At 41.9% G+C, this 19726-nt stretch carries 19 protein-coding genes; 3 read left to right on the forward strand and 16 right to left on the reverse strand.

Annotated elements, in window-relative coordinates; all coding sequences use genetic code 11:
• Positions 1-40 precede the first annotated feature (40 nt).
• From AC1DQW_RS07330 to AC1DQW_RS07340, 3 genes are all read right to left on the reverse strand, one after another.
• Positions 41-718, reverse strand: a complete 678-nt coding sequence (locus AC1DQW_RS07330; RefSeq protein ID WP_477453495.1) for a DUF5683 domain-containing protein — start codon at positions 716-718, stop codon at positions 41-43.
• Between the two features lie 263 nt (positions 719-981).
• Positions 982-1902, reverse strand: coding sequence for a ParB/RepB/Spo0J family partition protein (locus AC1DQW_RS07335; RefSeq protein ID WP_477406579.1), 921 nt, complete (start codon positions 1900-1902; stop codon positions 982-984).
• 4 nt (positions 1903-1906) lie between these two features.
• Entirely contained in the window at positions 1907-2710 is an 804-nt protein-coding gene (locus AC1DQW_RS07340) for a ParA family protein (RefSeq protein WP_477414793.1), read from the reverse strand.
• A gap of 311 nt (positions 2711-3021) precedes the next feature.
• Here AC1DQW_RS07340 and AC1DQW_RS07345 point away from each other — a divergent pair, with 311 nt between their 5' ends.
• Positions 3022-3543, forward strand: coding sequence for an NADPH-dependent FMN reductase (locus tag AC1DQW_RS07345; RefSeq protein ID WP_477453496.1), 522 nt, complete (start codon positions 3022-3024; stop codon positions 3541-3543).
• Positions 3544-3729: 186 nt separating this feature from the next.
• Here the strand turns inward: AC1DQW_RS07345 and AC1DQW_RS07350 are convergent, their stop codons facing one another.
• The 10 genes from AC1DQW_RS07350 to AC1DQW_RS07395 form a co-directional block, all read right to left on the reverse strand.
• Positions 3730-4152, reverse strand: coding sequence for an EbsA family protein (locus tag AC1DQW_RS07350; protein WP_477453497.1), 423 nt, complete (start codon positions 4150-4152; stop codon positions 3730-3732).
• A gap of 36 nt (positions 4153-4188) precedes the next feature.
• Positions 4189-5115 carry a hypothetical protein gene (locus tag AC1DQW_RS07355; RefSeq protein ID WP_477453498.1) on the reverse strand — a complete coding sequence of 309 codons (927 nt, stop codon included), beginning with the start codon at positions 5113-5115 and terminating at the stop codon, positions 4189-4191.
• 178 nt (positions 5116-5293) lie between these two features.
• Positions 5294-6478: a M20 metallopeptidase family protein gene (locus tag AC1DQW_RS07360; RefSeq protein WP_477407513.1), complete on the reverse strand. Its 1185-nt coding sequence runs from the start codon at positions 6476-6478 to the stop codon at positions 5294-5296.
• Positions 6471-6935, reverse strand: a complete 465-nt coding sequence (locus AC1DQW_RS07365; RefSeq protein ID WP_477453499.1) for an SPOR domain-containing protein — start codon at positions 6933-6935, stop codon at positions 6471-6473. The genes AC1DQW_RS07360 and AC1DQW_RS07365 overlap by 8 nt, the downstream gene beginning before the upstream one ends.
• A gap of 153 nt (positions 6936-7088) precedes the next feature.
• Positions 7089-10397 carry a preprotein translocase subunit SecA gene (secA, locus tag AC1DQW_RS07370; protein ID WP_477453500.1) on the reverse strand — a complete coding sequence of 1103 codons (3309 nt, stop codon included), beginning with the start codon at positions 10395-10397 and terminating at the stop codon, positions 7089-7091.
• 235 nt (positions 10398-10632) lie between these two features.
• On the reverse strand, positions 10633-11556 hold the full coding sequence (locus AC1DQW_RS07375) for a bifunctional riboflavin kinase/FAD synthetase (RefSeq protein WP_477453501.1): 924 nt from the start codon (positions 11554-11556) through the stop codon (positions 10633-10635).
• Positions 11557-11639: 83 nt separating this feature from the next.
• The gene (gene truB, locus AC1DQW_RS07380; protein WP_477453502.1) at positions 11640-12368 is read right to left on the reverse strand and encodes a tRNA pseudouridine(55) synthase TruB; all 729 of its coding nucleotides are present in this window, start codon (positions 12366-12368) and stop codon (positions 11640-11642) included.
• A gap of 179 nt (positions 12369-12547) precedes the next feature.
• A complete protein-coding gene (locus AC1DQW_RS07385) occupies positions 12548-13342 on the reverse strand; it encodes an undecaprenyl-diphosphate phosphatase (RefSeq protein WP_477453571.1) in 795 nt (264 codons plus the stop codon).
• A 156-nt stretch (positions 13343-13498) separates the two neighbouring features.
• Complete coding sequence (locus tag AC1DQW_RS07390; protein WP_477414811.1) at positions 13499-13780, reverse strand: DUF3098 domain-containing protein; 282 nt, start codon at positions 13778-13780, stop codon at positions 13499-13501.
• A gap of 83 nt (positions 13781-13863) precedes the next feature.
• Entirely contained in the window at positions 13864-14742 is an 879-nt protein-coding gene (locus tag AC1DQW_RS07395; protein ID WP_477453503.1) for a cell division protein FtsX, read from the reverse strand.
• Between the two features lie 331 nt (positions 14743-15073).
• On the opposite strand from AC1DQW_RS07395, the gene AC1DQW_RS07400 reads away from it, so the two are divergent.
• Positions 15074-15277: a hypothetical protein gene (locus AC1DQW_RS07400; RefSeq protein WP_477453504.1), complete on the forward strand. Its 204-nt coding sequence runs from the start codon at positions 15074-15076 to the stop codon at positions 15275-15277.
• A gap of 93 nt (positions 15278-15370) precedes the next feature.
• On the opposite strand, the gene AC1DQW_RS07405 is transcribed toward AC1DQW_RS07400, so the two are convergent.
• The 3 genes from AC1DQW_RS07405 to AC1DQW_RS07415 form a co-directional block, all read right to left on the reverse strand.
• Entirely contained in the window at positions 15371-17170 is a 1800-nt protein-coding gene (locus tag AC1DQW_RS07405) for an ABC transporter ATP-binding protein (protein WP_477453505.1), read from the reverse strand.
• Positions 17171-17282: 112 nt separating this feature from the next.
• A complete protein-coding gene (gene truA / locus AC1DQW_RS07410; protein WP_477453506.1) occupies positions 17283-18053 on the reverse strand; it encodes a tRNA pseudouridine(38-40) synthase TruA in 771 nt (256 codons plus the stop codon).
• Between the two features lie 247 nt (positions 18054-18300).
• Positions 18301-18834, reverse strand: coding sequence for a DUF892 family protein (locus AC1DQW_RS07415; RefSeq protein WP_477453507.1), 534 nt, complete (start codon positions 18832-18834; stop codon positions 18301-18303).
• Between the two features lie 251 nt (positions 18835-19085).
• Between AC1DQW_RS07415 and AC1DQW_RS07420 the strand changes: the two genes are divergently transcribed.
• Complete coding sequence (locus AC1DQW_RS07420; protein ID WP_477453508.1) at positions 19086-19556, forward strand: DUF4293 domain-containing protein; 471 nt, start codon at positions 19086-19088, stop codon at positions 19554-19556.
• The last annotated feature ends 170 nt before the right edge of the window (positions 19557-19726 follow it).

Consider the following 19726-nt stretch of genomic DNA (forward strand, 5'->3'; position numbering starts at 1 on the left):
TAATATTTATTGAATTAACAGCTAAGATATAAATGTGCCGTTAAAACGTAAAGGTAACTTTTATACCCGGAATATAGGAACCAAACGCACTTTGAGCATAAACAGGCTGATTAATAACACTTGGCGTAATCCGCATAGAAAAATTATTATCAACCGAATAAGCATTTATAAATTTTGCGTCAATATAAGCATCAATAGTTTGTATTCCCCAGGCCCCCAACATTCCCAATATGCTTAAATCGCGGTTGCGGCGATAGCTATCAAGCGCATCAAATATATTTTGTTGGGGCACACGGGCGTTTGTATATACTATATACTCTGCATAATACTTATCGGTTGTTTTGGGTGTTACACCGTTTTTATAATAATGTGCCAGTACGTTAAATTGATTATAATACCGCTGGTTAAAGATCACTGCTGATGCCAATAAGCCAATTCCTCCATAAACGATAGGAACTTTCCACCAGCGGTGATTGTAAAGCTGCCCCCACCCTGGCACCATCAGTGAATGCATTACGGCTTTATGCGGGCTGTGGGTACTATCAGGATGGTATTCTTTCTCCTTCTTTATAGGCGGCGCAAATGAACCCGGGGCGGTGCCCGAAGCTTTTTTAAAAGTATCCTTTTTAGCTACCGATGCCGTATCTGCCTTTTGCTGCGCTTTGGCAGTAAAGGTTAAAGCCGCTAACATCCCAATAATTAACAAATATTTATACATTTATTATCAAGTATTAAGTAAACAGCAAACGGCTGATATTACAACAACCGCCCAGCTTTTACCTTATTACAAAGGTAATTTTTATCCCCGGATTACGCACCACCTATCAGCTTGTCTGTCAGCTAAAGAATTACCCGTCTAACCTGGTACATCTTAACTTGTTTACAACAAAATTATTATGGCTTGTGCGCAGCTAATAAATACAAAAACCGCGCATAACTTACTATTCGCGGTTTTTAGTTAATAAATATGGCATTGACATTTTACCAATCCAGCATCTCAAGAATACGACCCAGGTCATCTTCTGACAGGAAAGGAATTTCAATAACCCCATTACCTTTGTTACCTACCTTAAGCGTTACCCTTGTACTAAACTTTGAAGCCAGGTCGTCCTGAATTTTTTGCAGTTGGTATGATACCGGCTCGGGTTGTTTGCCCTCTTTTTTTACCGGCGCCTTTTGCATATCCCGAACTAATTCCTCAACCTTACGAACGGATAAACCTTGCTGGATAATATGCTGATGTAAATATAATTGTTTGGCAGGGTCATCAATAGTAATAAGCGCCTTGGCGTGGCCCATGCTGAGCGCACCATCGCGGATGGATGCCTGGATACTTGGCGGTAATTTTAATAAACGCAGGTAGTTGGTAACTGTCGAGCGGTTTTTACTCACCCTATCGCCCAGTTCTTCCTGTTTCAGGTTACATTCTTCAATCATCCGCTGAAAGCTGAGGGCTACCTCAATGGCATTCAGGTTTTCGCGCTGAATGTTCTCTATCAAGGCCATTTCCAGCATCTGCTGATCGTTAGCTGTACGTACATAAGCCGGTATCTGGGTTAACCCAGCCAGTTTTGATGCACGAAACCGGCGTTCGCCGGATATCAGCTGGTATTTATGCGCGTTGATACGCCTTACAGTTATTGGCTGTATAAGCCCCTGCAATTTAATTGAATCGGCCAGTTCATTAAGGGCCTGCTCATCAAAGTCGGTACGGGGCTGAAAAGGATTAACTTCAATTTCGCTCAGGCGGATCTCATTAACCGAACCCAGGCTGTTAACCTCGGCTGCAGATGTTGATGCTTCCTGTTGTTTACTCTTATTTTGATATGGTTGTACGTTTACAGAATCATTCAACAGCGCACTTAATCCTTTGCCCAGGGCATTTCTTCTTTCACTACTCATTTACTTATACTGTTGCTGTTGCCGTTGCTGCTTCGCTTTTTACAAGACCATTCTTTTGAATAATTTCGCGGGCCAGGTTTAAATAATTAATTGCCCCTTTACAGGTGGCATCGTGCATAATAACCGATACGCCAAAGCTTGGCGCCTCGCTTAAACGGGTATTACGCTGTATAATGGTATCAAAAACCATATCTTCAAAATGCGTTTTCACCTCATCAACTACCTGGTTGCTCAGGCGCAGGCGCACATCATACATGGTTAATAATATACCTTCAATCTCTAATTGCGGGTTAAGGCGCGATTGTACTATTTTAATAGTATTTAACAGTTTACCCAAACCTTCCAGTGCAAAATACTCGCACTGTACAGGTATAATGACCGAATCAGCGGCGGTTAAGGCATTAATAGTTATTAAACCCAATGAAGGCGAGCAATCAATTATAATAAAATCATATTCATTGCGCACGGCTTCAAAAACCTGTTTCATTTTATACTCGCGGCCGCTCAGGTTAATCATCTCAATTTCGGCACCTACCAGGTCAATATGAGCTGGCAGCAGATCAAGATTCGGGGTTTCCGTTTTTTGGATCGCCTCATGAGGATCTACCTGGTTAATGATACACTCGTATATACTGTTCTTTATATTACGGGGGTCGAAACCTATTCCAGATGTTGAGTTAGCCTGGGGATCAGCATCAACCAATAATGTTTTAAAATCTAATACGGCCAAACTTGCAGCCAGATTTATAGATGATGTAGTTTTTCCTACGCCACCTTTCTGGTTGGCTAAAGCAATAATTTTACTCATTCTATACGTTCAAAATTTGATATTATAATGATTTACAATAACGCAAAGTAGGTTCAGAAATTTCTACTTTCGTAAAGTTTTAATCTGGTGATAAAGATACGAAATTAAACAATTAGGAAATCCACAGGTTTAGTCAATTTACAAACATAATTAGTTATTGATTTACTGAATTTATTGAATTATTGATTGATGAATTAGCGATGCAATGCTAAAAGTCTTATCATATTTAAATAACTCTCATATTCAATAGTTTAAGCATTAAACAATCTGTCATTCAATAACTCAATAAATCTATAATCCAATAATTATACATGATAACTATAATAGCATCAACCAACCGACCAGGCAGTTCAACATTAAAGATGGCTAAATATTACCAGGAGCAATTGCGTGAAAAAGGTGTTGAAGCAAATTTGCTATCGTTAGAAGAATTACCGCCAAACCTGTTGCAAACAGACCTTTATGGTAAAAGAAGCCCGGAGTTTGCCACCATTCAAAAGATTGTAACTGATACCGATAAATTTATTTTTGTGATACCAGAATATAACGGCAGCTATCCGGGTGTGCTGAAGGTATTTATTGATGCCTGCGATTTCCCCGAAAGCTTTTATGATAAAAAGGTCGCGCTGGTAGGCATATCATCGGGTAAATATGGCAACATACGGGGGATAGATCATTTTACCGGTGTTTGTCATTACGTACATCTTAACGTAATGTCGCTAAAGCTGCATATAGCTGCCATCCATAAAGAATTTGACGGGAATAGCAAGCTGTTAACTGCCGATACATTAAAGTTCACCAACGAGCAGATAGATAAATTTATATTGTTTTAATGATTTTAACGATTGAAGGCGATTCGACCAATTAGAGTTTCCTTTATCCTTGCTCCAAAAGTCCTTGTTCCACCATGCACATCGGTATAGTTTGCGAACGAGCGCATCGTTTTTAAGAAAAAAACGTGCAAAATCATCTACCCGATAGAACACTCGATCCGCACTTCGATATTTTTATTCTTAAGATCATCTCTTAACTCGCGCCAGCGTTTCATCCCACAATGAAGCTGCCGGATATAGTTTACTTTCGAAATCCTTGTTGATTATCCTTACGGCAACCGGCATTTTAAATTGTTGTTCAAATACAACTTCTTTAATATCGCTGAGTGAGTATGCATTCAGTCTCCAAAACTTAGTCTGATTTTTAACGATCAGATAATTGGCCGATAATCCAAAATAATGCATTCTTTTACTTAGGTATAAAAACAAGAACAACACCAGGAGTATGCTGAATATGGCAAATTGAATTTTTAGTTGAAAAACTGTGGCAATAGCACAATACCAAAAAAAAGAGGCAAAGCTCCATTGAATTATACCTTCTGCACATAGAAGCTGGCTGCCCTTGTAATACATAAAAGTCTCTTTATTGCTATCGTCGATAAAAGACATATTTATTTTGAGATCAATTATAGTAGTTACCCGTTCTCACTCCCTCTTATAATCCTTATGCACTATCAAAAAGCTCGCACGCTCTTCTTTGTGGAAAGGAATGTTCCAGTTGCCCTGGTAAGTGATTTTAGTGGGCAGCAGCTGGCTGTTAAAGTTATTAAGCTCGATGTTCATCTGCACATTAAAATCGAAAAACATATTGCTGAATTTCATATCGATGTAGCGGCCAAGGATTTCAAATGAGCGTTCATCAAAAATGGTGGTCATTTCCTTTATCATGGTATCGCCATCCGATGTACTTGGTTTACATCTTACCTTAAAACGATAAACAGGTATAGTATCCAGGTACTTGCCGCGGGCAAATTCATAGTAGTAAAACTCGCGCATATCTTTGGAAAATATCTCTGTCTTGCTACCAATAAACGGGATCCCTTTTACCTTGCGCCCCGGCGTGAATATAAGTGTTTTCAATTTATCCTTATAGCTCTCGTTCTTACCGCCAGAGCCCGGCAGCGCATCCCCCTTAACAAAATCAGAGTTGTAAGCATTCTGGAAAATAAAGTCGAACATTTCTACCGTGTACAGCTGGTACTTGCCATTCTTTTTATAAACAGCACCACTGTCCTGTTTGGCAAAATACTCTAATTTATGCTGACCGACAACGTTACTATGGCGTAACTTGCGGTAAACTTTCCCATCAACTTTGTTTTTTTTATCGTAAGTGTAAATGCGGTTCTCGGCAGTAAAGGCATAGGTTTTCATGTTCTGAAAAGCCTTATAAAAACTGGTATCGGCCATTACGGCATCTATAAAATCCTGCGCATTTAATTTATGTGAGCGAATATCAACCAGCGAATCAATAACAATGGTGCGGATAGTATCGGGGTTAAAACGGTTAATTTGCTGGGCAAAGGTAACGCTGCTGACAATTGCAAAAGCGCACACTAATAATATTTTCTTCATCAAGCTATTGAAATTCTACCTGTAGAACCCGTTATAATATTAAAAACGCAAAGTCATCCTGAACCTGTTTCAAGATCCCACAGGCCCCCGGTCGACTTAATGCCACACATATTGCTCGTGGGATGCTGATCCGACCGGTTGGCAAATGGCATGACGCCTGTTATTTTGCAATCCGATGTTAATTCCCCAGCTGCTTAATAGCCAGGTAGGCCATTAAGCCTGTACTTATTTTAAAAGCGTCTTCCTCTACATCAAAGGTAGGTGTGTGTACCGATGAGGTGATACCGCGTGCCTCGTTACGGGTACCTAAGCGGTAAAAGCAGCTGTCTGCCGCCTGCGAGTAGTAAGCAAAATCTTCGGCAGCCATCCAGATATCCAAATCGAGTACATTCTCTTTACCTAAGTAATCCTCGGCGTGGCCGCGGGTGGCATGGGTTAGTACTTCTTCGTTGATCAGGAACGGATAACCGCGCATAATATTAAAATCGCAGCTGCCGCCCATGCTTTCGGCAATGCCTTCGGCCATTTTTTTCATACGCTTGTGGGCTTCTTCCCGCCATTTTTCGTCCATGGTGCGGAAAGTTCCTTCCAGGTAAACCTCATTAGGGATCACGTTGGTAGCACCGTTGGCAATTACTTTACCAAATGACAATACCGAAGGGCTCTTAGGATCGGCAAAGCGGCTTACCACCTGTTGCAGGGCGGTTAGTATATGGGCTGTAATAATTACCGGGTCGATATTTTGTTGTGGCTGGGCACCGTGACCGCCTTTACCTTTAACAGTAACATACAACTCATCAGTTGAGGCCATGTATTTACCGGCACGGAACCCCACCTTACCCGCCTCTATCAAAGGCATTACATGCTGGCCTAATACGGCCTGTGGTTTTGGATTTTCCAGTACGCCTTCTTTTATCATCAAACTGGCGCCGCCGGGAAGTTTCTCTTCGGCCGGTTGAAATATCAGTTTAATTGTTCCGCCGAACTGGCTTTTTAGCTCGGTTAAAATACGGGCAGTACCTAACAATGATGAGGTATGCGCATCATGACCGCAAGCATGCATTACCCCAACGTTTTTTGATTTGTAAGGCACATCATTAGCTTCGGTAATAGGTAAAGCATCCATATCGGCACGCAACGCTACTACTTTATCAGACGGCAGATCGCCTTTTATCAGGGCTACCAACCCGGTATCAGCCATCTTGTGGTACTCCAAGCCCAGCTCTTCCAACTTGTTGGCTACAAAAACAGAGGTTTGCAACTCATGGAAAGATAGTTCGGGGTTGGCATGCAGGTGGCGGCGGTTGGCTACCACATCATCAAATATTTTTTGGGACAGGTCCTGTATTTTTTCTTTAATCATCGTTGGCATCAGCTTTAGGTAGATTTATTTTTTCGGATATGATAAACAGGCTCGGAAACAAGGCCCGGAGTTCCTGCATCAGTTTTTGAGCTTCCAGGCGTGTTCTGAAATCACCAGCGCGAACTTTAAAATTAGGTTCGCTGTAAAGGATATAGGTACGCAGTTCGGGGTATTCCCGTTGCAGTCTGGCCTGGGCGCTGTAAGCTTCCTGCCGGCTCGATCCGCTGAAGAACTGCACGCGGTAACCATAGGATGATGATACACCGGGCGGCACACCGGTTTCTTTACTTAAAGCAAAGCGCCTGGCAATCAACGTGTCAACCAAAGGATCTTTTACCACTTCAACCTTACCACGGGTTTGCGCAAAAGTTTGGCCGGAGGCAATTATCAGTATAAAAAAAAAGCAGAATTTGATGAAGGCTGGTTTAGCTTTTTGATCAAATACTGCTTTTTTCATGGTTACTATAATTAGAAACCGTCATTGCGAGGAACGAAGCAATCCCCGATTTACAGAGCGGATCTGCATAGTTAGGGATTGCTTCGTACCTCGCAATGACGTGGTGTTGTTATTCTTTTTTTCCTCCTCCCCTTCAGGGGAGGCCGGGTGGGGCTAATTCTGCCCTACGCCGTGGCAGTTTTTATATTTTTTACCACTACCGCAAGGGCAAGGGTCATTACGACCAATTTTTTGCTCAACCCTTACAGGTGTAGCTTTCTGCTGCTCACGAAAATCATCCATCGGGATGCCGTTAACTTCGTTTACCAGCTCGGCTTTGGTGGTTTTCATTTTACGCAGATCAAGCTTTGGCTGCGGTTTTGCCTCCTTCACCTCTTCTGCCTGCTGCTGAACCGGGATTCCTCCCCTGAACAGGAAGCTTACAATCTCCTTATTCACATTGGCCAACATGCCACGGAACAGTTCAAAAGCTTCAAACTTATAAACCAATAACGGATCCTTCTGCTCATAAACCGCGTTTTGTACAGATTGTTTTAACTCATCCATTTCACGCAAATGCTCTTTCCAGGCGTCATCAATCAGGTAAAGGGTAACGTTCTTCTCGAACGACTTAAACACTTCATGTCCTTTATTATCAACTGCTTTTTTAAGCGGAACAGAAACCTGTATACCATGAATACCATCGCTAAACGGAACCACAATGTTTTCTACATACTGGCCACGGGTATCATAAACGTCTTTTAATACAGGATAAGCCTGTGCAGAAACTGCATCGCCCTTACGTTTGTAAAAATCCATCACCGTTTGGAAGCTATGATCAACCAGGGCGTTGATAGAGTTGGCGCCAAATTTATCAGCATCAATCTCCACATCAACAGAGAACAGGCGAATCATTTCTAAAGTGAAACCTTCGTAATTGTTAGCCTCCTTATATTCGGTAGTGATATCCTCAACCACATCAAAAATGGTATTGCTCAAATCAACATCCAAACGTTCGCCAAACAAAGCGTTTTTACGTTTGGTATAGACAACAGTACGCTGTGAGTTCATCACATCATCGTATTCCAGCAAACGTTTACGAATACCAAAGTTATTTTCTTCTACCTTTTTTTGCGCACGTTCAATAGATTTAGAGATCATGGAGTGCTGAATTACTTCGCCCTCTTCGATACCCATACGTACCATCAGATTTGAGATCCTTTCAGATCCGAATAAACGCATCAGGTTATCTTCCAACGATACAAAGAACTGAGAAGAACCCGGATCACCCTGCCTACCGGCACGACCACGTAACTGCCTGTCAACACGGCGTGATTCATGGCGTTCGGTACCCACAATGGCCAAACCGCCTGCTGCCTGTACACCTGCACCCAGCTTAATATCAGTACCACGACCAGCCATGTTGGTAGCAATGGTTACTGTACCAGCCTGACCGGCTTCGGCCACAATATCGGCCTCTTTCTGGTGCATTTTGGCATTCAGTACGTTATGTTTAATACCGCGCAGCTTAAGCATACGGCTTAATAGTTCAGAAATTTCTACCGATGTGGTACCCACCAGTACCGGGCGGCCGGCTTGTGTTAGTTTCACAATCTCATCGGCAACGGCATTATATTTTTCCCGGATGGTACGGTATACCAAATCCTGCCTGTCCTCGCGACTTGCAGGAGTATTTGTTGGTATCTCTACCACATCCAGTTTGTATATTTCCCAGAATTCGCCGGCTTCGGTAACGGCAGTACCCGTCATACCGCAAAGCTTATGATACATCCTAAAGTAGTTTTGCAGGGTAACCGTTGCAAATGTTTGCGTGGCATCCTCTACCTTCACATTTTCTTTAGCTTCAATAGCCTGGTGTAAACCATCGGAGTAGCGGCGGCCATCCAATACACGGCCTGTTTGCTCATCAACAATTTTCACCTTGCCTTCGTCCAAAATGTATTCGGTATCCTTTTCAAACAAGGTATAAGCCTTTAATAACTGGTTAACCGAGTGGATCCGTTCAGATTTGATAGAGAAATCACGCATCAGCTCATCCTTACGGGCAATTTTTTCTTCGGTGCTCAAGGTTGATTTTTCAATCTCAGCAATTTCGGTGCCTACATCAGGCATCACAAAGAAATGTGGGTCCTCGCCGGATGAGGTGATCAGTTCGATACCTTTTTCGGCCAGCTCAACCTGGTTGTTTTTTTCGTCGATAACAAAGAAAAGTTCGGCATCTACCTTGGGCATATCCTTACCCTGATCCTGCATATAGTGGTTTTCTACCTTTTGCAGGGTGCTCCTGTTTCCGCCTTCACTTAAAAATTTTATAAGCGCCTTACTTTTTGGTAAGCCCCTGTAGGCCCGCAATAAAGCCAAACCACCACCCTCTGCATCGGTATTACCATCATTAATTGCTTTTTTGGCTTCGTTCAATACGCTGTTTACATAAGCTTTTTGCGCGTTAACCAAACGTTCAATACGTGGTTTCAGCTCATAAAACTCATGCTCATCACCACGTGGGATAGGGCCAGATATAATTAAAGGTGTACGGGCATCATCAATTAAAACTGAATCGACCTCATCCACCATTGCATAATGCAGTTTGCGTTGTACCAACTCTTCGGGACTACGTGTCATGTTGTCACGCAGGTAATCAAAACCAAACTCATTGTTAGTACCAAAAGTAATATCTGCAAGATAAGCAGCACGGCGTTCTTCAGAATTTGGCTCATGTTTATCAATACAATCAACTGATAAACCGTGGAACTCATATAAAGGGCCCATCCACTCACTATCCCTGCGTGCCAGATAGTCATTCACTGTTACGATGTGTACTCCCTGGCCAGCCAATGCGTTCAGGTAGGCAGGCAGTGTAGCTACCAGCGTTTTACCTTCACCTGTTGCCATTTCAGATATTTTACCCTGGTGCAAAACTATACCACCTATAAGCTGTACATCGTAATGAACCATGTTCCAGGTAACCTCATTACCAGCAGCAAGCCAGGTACTTGCGTGAAATGCTTTTTCGCCTTTTATAGTAACATTGCTTTTATGCGCGGCAAGATTACGATCAAACTCGGTTGCAGTAACTTCAATGGTTTTATTTTCAGAAAAGCGCTTAGCAGTTTCTTTTACAACCGCGAAAGCTTCTGGCAATATATTGATCAATATGTCTTCCAGTTCTTTGTTACGGTCTTTTTCCAGCTTATCAAGTTGAGTATATAGATCAACCTTTTCGGCTACATCCATATCAAGTTCGTTTTCGGTACGATCTTTTATAGCCTGGATCTCGCTGTCGATGCCTGAAAGGCCTTCGGCGATGGTTTGTTTAAAACCTATTGTTTTAGCTCTAAGCTCATCATTACTGATGTTATCGAGTTTTGTAAATTCAGCCTTTACTTTTTCAACTATCGGCTTAATACTTTTTACATCCCGTTCTGATTTGCTTCCAAAAAGCTTACTGATAAAATCTAACATATTATTTTGATATGATCCTACAAACTCAATAATTACGCCACAGCGACAATTAGAGCCATATTGACAGGCAAAGGTACGAAACCCCCTCTAAACGGCGAAGCTTCATGAGCATCTATATCAATTAATTAATTACATAGCGAATAATCTCCCCCGGGTTGGCGAGACTTTAATTTTTCAGAAGCTTATTGCACCTGGTTTTATTAAGCCTTCGCTTTTAGAGAGGAGTGGGATGAGGCTAAAGCAGTGCCAGCACATCCACTTTATCCTGCCCTAACTGCACCTTAAGTTCATCCAGCGATGCAAACTTCACATCCCCGCGAACATAGTGATGAAATTCCATTTTGATGGGCTGATTGTAGATCTCCCGATCAAAATCAAATATGTTTACCTCAATATTACGGGTAAGGCCATTTACCGTTGGGCGGCTGCCAATATAGGCCATGCCTTTGTAGGTTTCGCCGGCAATATTTACAGTTACGGCAAAGATCCCATCGGATGGGATGAGTTTATATTTTTCTTCTACTACGATATTAGCTGTTGGATAACCTAATTGTCTGCCTATCTGGTCGCCGCGGATTACTTTACCGGTAATAAAGAAAGGGTAACCTAAAAAGGTATTTGCCAGGTCGATCTGCCCGTTTAACAGCGCCGTTCTGATGCGGGTTGAGCTAATGGCTACCTCGTCGATATCCTGCTCGGGGATCTCTACTACATTAAAACCATAAACCGGACCAAGTTTTAGCAGATCATCCAGGCCACCCAGCCGGTCTTTACCAAAGCGATGATCGTACCCTATCACTATTTTTTTTGTACCGATCTTGTTTACCAGCACATCACGAATGTAGCCTTCGGCAGTTTGGTTACTAAAATCTCTTGAAAAGGGGGTGATGATCAAATGATCTACGCCCAATTGTTCCATCAGCTGGGCTTTTTCGGTAATGGTGGTTATCAGCTTCAAACTTTCGTCCTCGGGATGTAATATCATCCGTGGATGCGGAAAGAAGGTAAGAATAACAGTTTCGCCATTGATCTCGCCGGCAAGTTCTTTTATACCTGCAATAATTTTGCGATGGCCGATATGTACCCCATCAAATGTACCGATGGTGACAACCGCGTTTTTTATCGCTGTAAATTCATCAATATTGTGATATATCCTCATTTTATGAGTAAAAACGCAAATTTAGTTTTTTAGTTCACCTGGCTATACCGGGCATTATATTTTGACCGGGAAATGGTTAATCATTACCCATTATCATCCACCGGCTCAACAGGCGCTTTTAAAGTTCTGATCATATTTACCAGTTCCATCACTTCCCACGCATCATCTATCCGGTAATTTCCGCTCCGTGTACGCCTTAATTTGGATAAATAAGCCCCATTATTTAAAGCTGCTCCAAAATCGTTCACCAGCGAACGGATGTAGGTCCCTTTACTGCACACCACCCTGAAATCAACTTCGGGCAATTCAATGCGGGTTAGCTCAAACTCGCTGATGGTTACGTTACGCAGGCGCAATTCAACTTCCTCACCCCGGCGGGCCTTTTCGTATAAACGTTCGCCATCAATTTTTATAGCCGAATGCGCGGGTGGATATTGCTGAATATCCCCGATAAACCGTTCGCAGTTATTACGCAGCTGTTCCTGGGTAAGTTGGCTGATGTCGAATTTATTATCGACGTCCGTTTCCAAATCGTATGATGGCGTGGTTGCACCAAGCACCATAGTGCCGGTATATTCCTTTTCTTCGGCCTGGAAAGTATCAATCTGCTTGGTCATTTTACCGGTACAGATGATGAGCAAGCCTGTAGCAAGCGGATCAAGCGTGCCGGCATGACCAACCTTTAACTTAAGCGGCTTAAACGAATTGCGAATTTTACCCACCACATCAAAGCTCGTCCAGTTATAAGGCTTATTAACCAGCAAAAGCTGACCTTCGGCAAATTCTTCTAATTTAGTATAAGTAGTCTTCAATTATTGCTATTAAAGCCGCAAAGGTAGGGAAATAACAGCAACAAGCCCCTTCTTAATGGCGAAGCGTTTATAAACGCCATTATTATATGATTAACTGTTGCGAATAATTTCTTCCGGTTGAGGAGACTTAAGAAAATCTTTAAAGCCCTCCCTTCAGGAGAAGGTTTGGGCGACTGATCCTATATCGTTTCCAACTGATGTCCGCTCACTATCAAACCGATAATCACAATACCTATAACGATACGATACCAACCAAAGATCACGAAACCTTTACGCTCCAGGAACGTAATGAATGTTTTGATAGCCAGCATAGCTACCACGAAAGCTATAACGTTACCTATAGCCATTAACTTAATTTCTTCGCCGGTGAAAGTGTGACCTTCCTTATAAAAATCATATAGTTTTTTTGCTGTGGCAGCAAACATAGTTGGTACAGCTAAAAAGAAAGAGAATTCGGCAGCGGCAGTACGGGTAAGCTTCTGCGACATACCTCCCACTATAGATGCAGCCGAGCGTGAAGTACCGGGGATCATGGCCAGGCATTGAAAAAAACCGATCTTCAATGCTGTTAAATAGCCGATATCTTTTTCTTCTTTTACTGTGGGTTTGTTAAACCATTTATCAACAAACAGCAAAATAACACCACCTATTAATAAGGTAATACCTACGGTAAGCGCACTCTCCAGCAAAGCATCAATTTTTTTGCTAAACAGCACGCCAAACACTGCTGCCGGTATAAATGCCACCAATAGTTTAATATAGAAATTGACGGTTTGAAAAAACCTTTTCCAGTACAATACCACAACCGATAAAATAGCGCCTAACTGTACAGCTATGGTAAACAATTTTATAAAAGGGTCAGCAGCTATACCCATTATGGATGAAGCTATTATCATGTGCCCGGTTGATGACACCGGTATAAATTCGGTTATTCCTTCAATTATAGCAAGTACTATTATGTGTATAAGTTTTATGGTATCCATTGTTTTTAGGGGGGCGGTGGGATTAGAGGATTGGTAGATTAAGTTGGAATGGCTGTAAAGCAATCATGTTAATTGGGTTAATTAAGCCGGGAGTTGACGGACAACCCAATCAACTACTCACTTAATCAACCTCATTAACTAAAAACCTTACTTTACTTCTGGTTTCTTTAATATCGCGTAAAAGCCCAACCCAAAGCCAGCCAATACTACTACTGGGGCAATAACTATTTTGGTGTTGCTATAAATATCTGTAGTACCAGACATCAGCACAAAGCCAAAAGCAACCACCAGTACACTGATGATTAAAAACTTGTAATTCCCTTTATCAAATATAAATTCAACCGGCGCGTTGCTGGTAGTTTTAAGTGTTGGTTTAGCTGCCTGTGCCGATGTTTTTAAAGGCGTAGTTGGTTTAAATTGCTGTGCCATGTATATTTTAATGATTGAATTATTGAATTGTTGATTTAGCCCCGAAGTATAAAACCTTTCAGTTTTAACCTTTCGCCTTTAACCTATCTATATAGATCGTATATTTTTAAACGTAAAAACTTATTAACTGCCAGGAATGTACTGAATGCGGATATGAATATCCCTGCTCCGATAACGCCTAAAAATACGACGCCAAATTCTGTATAATCCTGTAGGATCACCAAATCGGGCACTTCCTTGTAGGCGAAGTAAAGTGAAGCTATTAGTATAATAATGGCTATTAAACCGCCTAACAAGCCATGCCAGATTCCATAAAATAAAAACGGTTTTCGGATAAATCCTTTTGTGGCACCTACCAGTTGCATCGATTTTATAAGAAACCTTTGCGAGTAGATAGCAAGCCTGATGGTATTGTTTATAAGCGCTACCGAAAGCACAACAAATATGCCCGCAAATACCAGGATGATCAAACTGATTGACGTTAGGTTCTGATTCATCTGATCAACCAACGATTGCTGGTATTTTACTTCTTTAACCAGGGGATTCTTTAGTAGATCGGCTTTAAATTTCTCAATATCCTTATTATTTGCAAAATCGGCCTTAAGGTAAACATCAAGCGATTGTGAAAGTGGGTTATACCCCAGGAACTTCACAAAATCCTCACCCAGGTCCTTTTGAAGGTTACGGGCGGCAAGTTCTTTACTTACGTATTGGGTTTGCTTAACTATAGGGTTACCATCCAATTGTTTTTGTAGCTGCAATACATCGGTTTCATGCGCGGCATCATCAACAAAAATATTCAGCACAATATTTTCTTTAACATAGCGCGAAAGATTTTTGGCATGTACCAAAAGCAGTCCCAGCAGCCCTATCATTAATAATACCATGGCAATACCAAATACGGTAGAAACGTATATGGTTTTGGTTTTTTTTGCCGATGCACTTGCTTCAAATTCTTCCATGTTGTTTAGATATGAAACATGAGATTTGAGATTTGAGATTAAAAAAACAGCCACATTTTGGAGCTTGTCTTACGTCTCATATCTTAATACCTCACATCTATATTCGTGCGAAATTAAGAAACACGCCTTAAAGGTAAAAGTTTATTAGTTATAAATATTGTTTAATGGTGTAATAGTGTGGTGGTTTTAACATTTATTAACCATTGGATCAGAATTTACAGAAGTAAAGAATGCTGATCGGACTCCTTGATCATTTCTGCAAATTATAAAATCCGGCAAATTCACATTCAGGCGAAATAAACAAAAGCCAGCCACTACCTGTTATACCACTATGACAAAGCCAGCAAACGATAAAGGCAAACCATCACCTTCAGATACGCCAACCCGCCGGCCAAATGACAACGGTGGTAAAAGCAAGGTAAAAACAGAAGACAAGCAATACCACGCCGATGAACCCCATGGTGGCGATATTGCCAAAAAACACGAAAAGGAAGAACAGCCGGTACATTCGGTTAAGGAAGTTCCTAAAAATTGAGTCGCGTGGAGCGAGGTTCGGGTTGCGGGTGGACGATGGTTTAGCTCTCCGAACAAACATCCCGCCACAGGCAACACGCAACACGCAACTTGACTACCTTGCTATCCCCGCCGAATTAAACTGCAGATCATACAGCTTTCTGTAATGGCCGTTCTCTATTTTTAGCAATTCCTGGTGGGTACCGGTTTCCATGATCTCGCCATGATCGAGCACAATGATCCTATCGGCATTTTGAATGGTTGACAGGCGATGGGCTATTACGATGGCTGTGCGGCCCTGCATTAGTTTATTGATAGCGTTTTGGATCAGGATCTCGGTTTCTGTATCCACCGATGAGGTTGCTTCGTCTAAAACCAAAATTGCCGGGTTATATACCAGGGCCCTGATGAAGGAGATCAGCTGCGATTGCCCTGCCGAAAGGGTTGCTCCGCGTTCCATTACATTATAATCGTATCCGCCGGGCAGGCGTTCAATAAATTCATGTGCGCCTACGTCCTTAGCCGCGGCAATGATCTGCTCACGTGTTATAGATTGGTTATTGAGGCTGATGTTGTTGGCAATGGTATCGGTAAACAAAAATACGTCCTGTATAACGGTAGCAATTTGTGATCGAAGGAACTGCACCTCGTATTCGCGGATATCGTGTCCGTCAACCTTTACACTTCCCTGCCCTATCTCATAAAAACGGTTCAGGATATTGATGGTTGATGATTTACCGGCACCGGTAGCACCAACAAGGGCAAGGGTTTCGCCGGGCTTTACGTGGAAGCTGATATTTTTAAGCACCCAGTTTTCATCGTTGTAGGCAAACCAAACTTTATCAAACGCTATATCCCCTTTTAACCTGCCTGTTTTCAGTGTTCCGTTATCAATGGCCACTTCATCCGTATCCAGCACTTTAAAAATCCTGTCGGCCCCAACCATACCCATTTGTAGGGTATTGAATTTATCGGCCAGCTGACGAATAGGGCGAAAAAGCATGTTCAACAACACAATAAAGCCGGTAATTACCCCGGGAGTAATACCTTTTTTTGATGCCGACAAAGCTGCCAGCTGATTATCAGACAGCATCCGTTTACAGCCGTACCATACCAGCAAACCAATACAAATGGCAAACAGGATCTCGACCACAGGAAAAAATATAGAGTAATACCAGTTTGAACGAATATTGGCATCCCGGTATTTAAGGTTTACGGCTTTAAACTTGCGCATCTCCTGGTCTTCGCGCGCAAATAGCTGAATGATGCTGATTCCTGAAATATGCTCGGCCAGGAAAGTATTTAGCTGGGCCACCTGCGTGCGCACTTCCTGGAAGGAGGATTTAATGGCCTCCTTAAATACATAGGTTGATGCAAACAGGAAAGGCATTGGGATCAGGGTGATCAGGGCCAGTTTCCAGTCCTGGTAAAGCATAAAACCAATAACGGCAAATACCAGCAGCATATCGCCCATGATGGAGATTAGCCCTTCAGAAAATATATCTGCGATGGTTTCCAGGTCGGATACGGTACGCGTTATCAGCATGCCAATAGGTGTACGGTCAAAATACTTTAACCTAAGACTGGTGATATGGTTAAAAATATCTATCCGCAGATCGCGGATCACGGATTGGCCAAGCGAGTTGGTTAAGTAGGTTTGGTAATACTGTGCCACAGTTTGAATAAGCAATTGGGCTATCATCAGTGCCACCATAAAAACCAGTCCGTCGTAATCATCATTCAGGATATTAACATCCAACGTGCGCTGGATCAGGATAGGCTGCAGCAATGCGCTAACTGCTAAAAAAACAGTTAAAAGTCCCGCCACAACAAACGTGGTGTTGTACGGTTTTACATAACGCATCACCCGCTTTAACAGTTTCCAATCAAGTGCTTTCCCGGTAACTTCAGACATTTTTTTATTTCGGATTTCGAATGTTCGATTTCGGATTTATACAATTATACAATTCTTAAATATCTTTATTCCACAATTCCGAAATCGAAATTCCGAAATCCGAAATAATCCCCTATAGATAGTCGTACTTTACCTCCGTTAAATACAATCCGCAGGCAGGTACACTCATACCGGCGTTTGACCGGTTCTTACTTTCAATGATCTCCCTGACAGCTTCGGGAGGTATTTCGCCTTTGCCAACCATCATCAGGGTACCAACTATTGCCCTTACCATGTTGCGCAAAAACCTATCTGCCGAGATATGGAACACCATACCCTGCTCCGTTTGCACCCATTCGGCCCGGCTAATTTTACAGTTATTGGTTTTTACCTGTGTATTTGACTTACTAAAGCAGCTAAAATCAATATAATCCATGATCATGGCTGCTGCCTGGTTCATCAGCTCTAAATCGGGCACATCGCGCACCTGCCAGGAGTATCCCCTCAAAAAAGGATCTTTATTAAAATGAATATGGTATTGGTATGATCGCAGCGTGGCATCAAACCTGGCGTGCGCATCCTCATGAACAGGGAGAATGTTTTTTATAGCGATATCGGGTGGCAATATGGCATTGAGCCCCCGCCCTATGAAAGGGGTGCTTTCTAATGCACTTACTCCCCCTTCAGGGGGTTGGGGGGCATCAAAATGTGCAAAAAACTCACGCGCATGTACGCCGGTATCGGTGCGGCCGCATCCTGTTGTTTCAATTGGCTGGCGTAAAATTGTTGCCAGCGCTTTGTTAAGCGCTGCCTGAACGCTGTGGGCATTTTGCTGCACCTGCCAGCCATGGTAGGCCGTACCATCATAAGCCAGTTCAATAAAATAGCGTTGTTTACCCGTCACGCGGCAAAGTTAATTATTATGCCGGGCTTGGGAATTCATAATTTGGTCAAAGTATCCATGCTGTTTTGTCACTGATATTGGTTTACAAAAGCGTTCCGCTGGAACACTGGTACGCCCCGAACGGTGTGGAACGCAATTTCTGCTGACAATCAACACTTTAGCTATTTTCAAAAACACAGCATGGAACACCTTTGTACTTGATAATAAACAAGTTAGCGTATCGTAATTTTATGCCAAAATACTAAATCTATCCGCCTGAAGGTTCGCTGATATACTCTTTATAAATAGATTCAAACATAATTTTATCCTCCACAGCCTGGTTAAATGGCTTATCTAAAAAAGTATTGCTGTACCCTATGGCCCTGGCCAGGTTTTTTAAAACCTTAAAATAAGTAACCTCAATACCTTCAACCAACTGCAGATAAAAAACAATAAAAACATCGCGTTCCATAGGAGTTTTACCGGCTTTAATAGCCGATAGGTATGCTTCCAGCGTCATGGCTTTCATACCCAGTACACTTATCTTTGCCCGGTCTTCGTTAATGCTGTTAAATATACCTTCTATATGCGCTAATTGATTTTGGGCATCATCGCAACAATCCTGTATGGCATTTTTTAAATACTGTAAAGATGCAAGCGCTTTTATCTCCTCAAAAAAAACCACCAGGTGCTGTTTACCACAGTAAATACTGTTTAAATGCTCCAGAAATATTTTTTTGAGGTGTGCATCTTCAAACTTCACCTCTTGAGGGGATAAATTATTATTCTGGATCGGGATCATCGCTAAATGGCTAATTGGAAAATTTGTTTAAATATAGTATATTAATTATCATAAAAAGCAAATTTAACTGCCATTAAAAATAACCTAAGGGATGTAATAATGGATAGTACTGAGTTAAAAATCTCAAGTATTAATTGAGAAAAAATAAGAAATATCAACAAAAATCAGGAAAAAACAGGACTAACTTATAATTTGCTGCTACATACTTTTTAACTTAACAACACTATATTTGCGCTTATAATTTTAATATCATGTTACAACGAATACAAAGTATTTACCTGTTGTTTGCCGGCCTGGTGTTGTTTGCCCTTTACTTTTTTCCGCTGGCTCACAACGTGTACGTTAATGATGTACCCGTAACCATTATGGTTACCGGCATTTTCCAGGACTTAAACGGTACGCATAAAAATATAGAATCTTTCACGGCGCTTACCGCCGTTACTGCTATAGTGGCACTTATTCCATTGGTTATAATTTTCTTATTTAAAAACCGCAAACAGCAAATAGCACTTTGCTACAGCGCCATACTGGTATTGTTTGGCTATAGTTTCTGGATGGCTCAAACCGTTAAAAAAGCTGTTGGCGAAGGCGTGCAACTGGGTACCAAAACAATGGGGGTTGGGCTTTTTCTTACTTCAATAAGCATTGTTATGTTGCTGTTGGCTATTAAAAGCATCAAAAATGATGAAAAGCTGATTAAATCGGCAGACAGGTTAAGGTAATATGTATTTTTTTTACAAATAAACCTCTTGTCCGTCATTGCGAGGAACGAAGCAATCCCCGATTTACAGAGTAGCTTTGCAAATCCGCTCTGTACTTTGGGGATTGCTTCGTCGTACCTCCTCGCAATGACGGTCACGAGGCGGTTGTGGTATCCATACATGTCATTACT

The sequence above is a fragment of the Mucilaginibacter sp. P5_A4 genome (genome assembly GCF_056400605.1).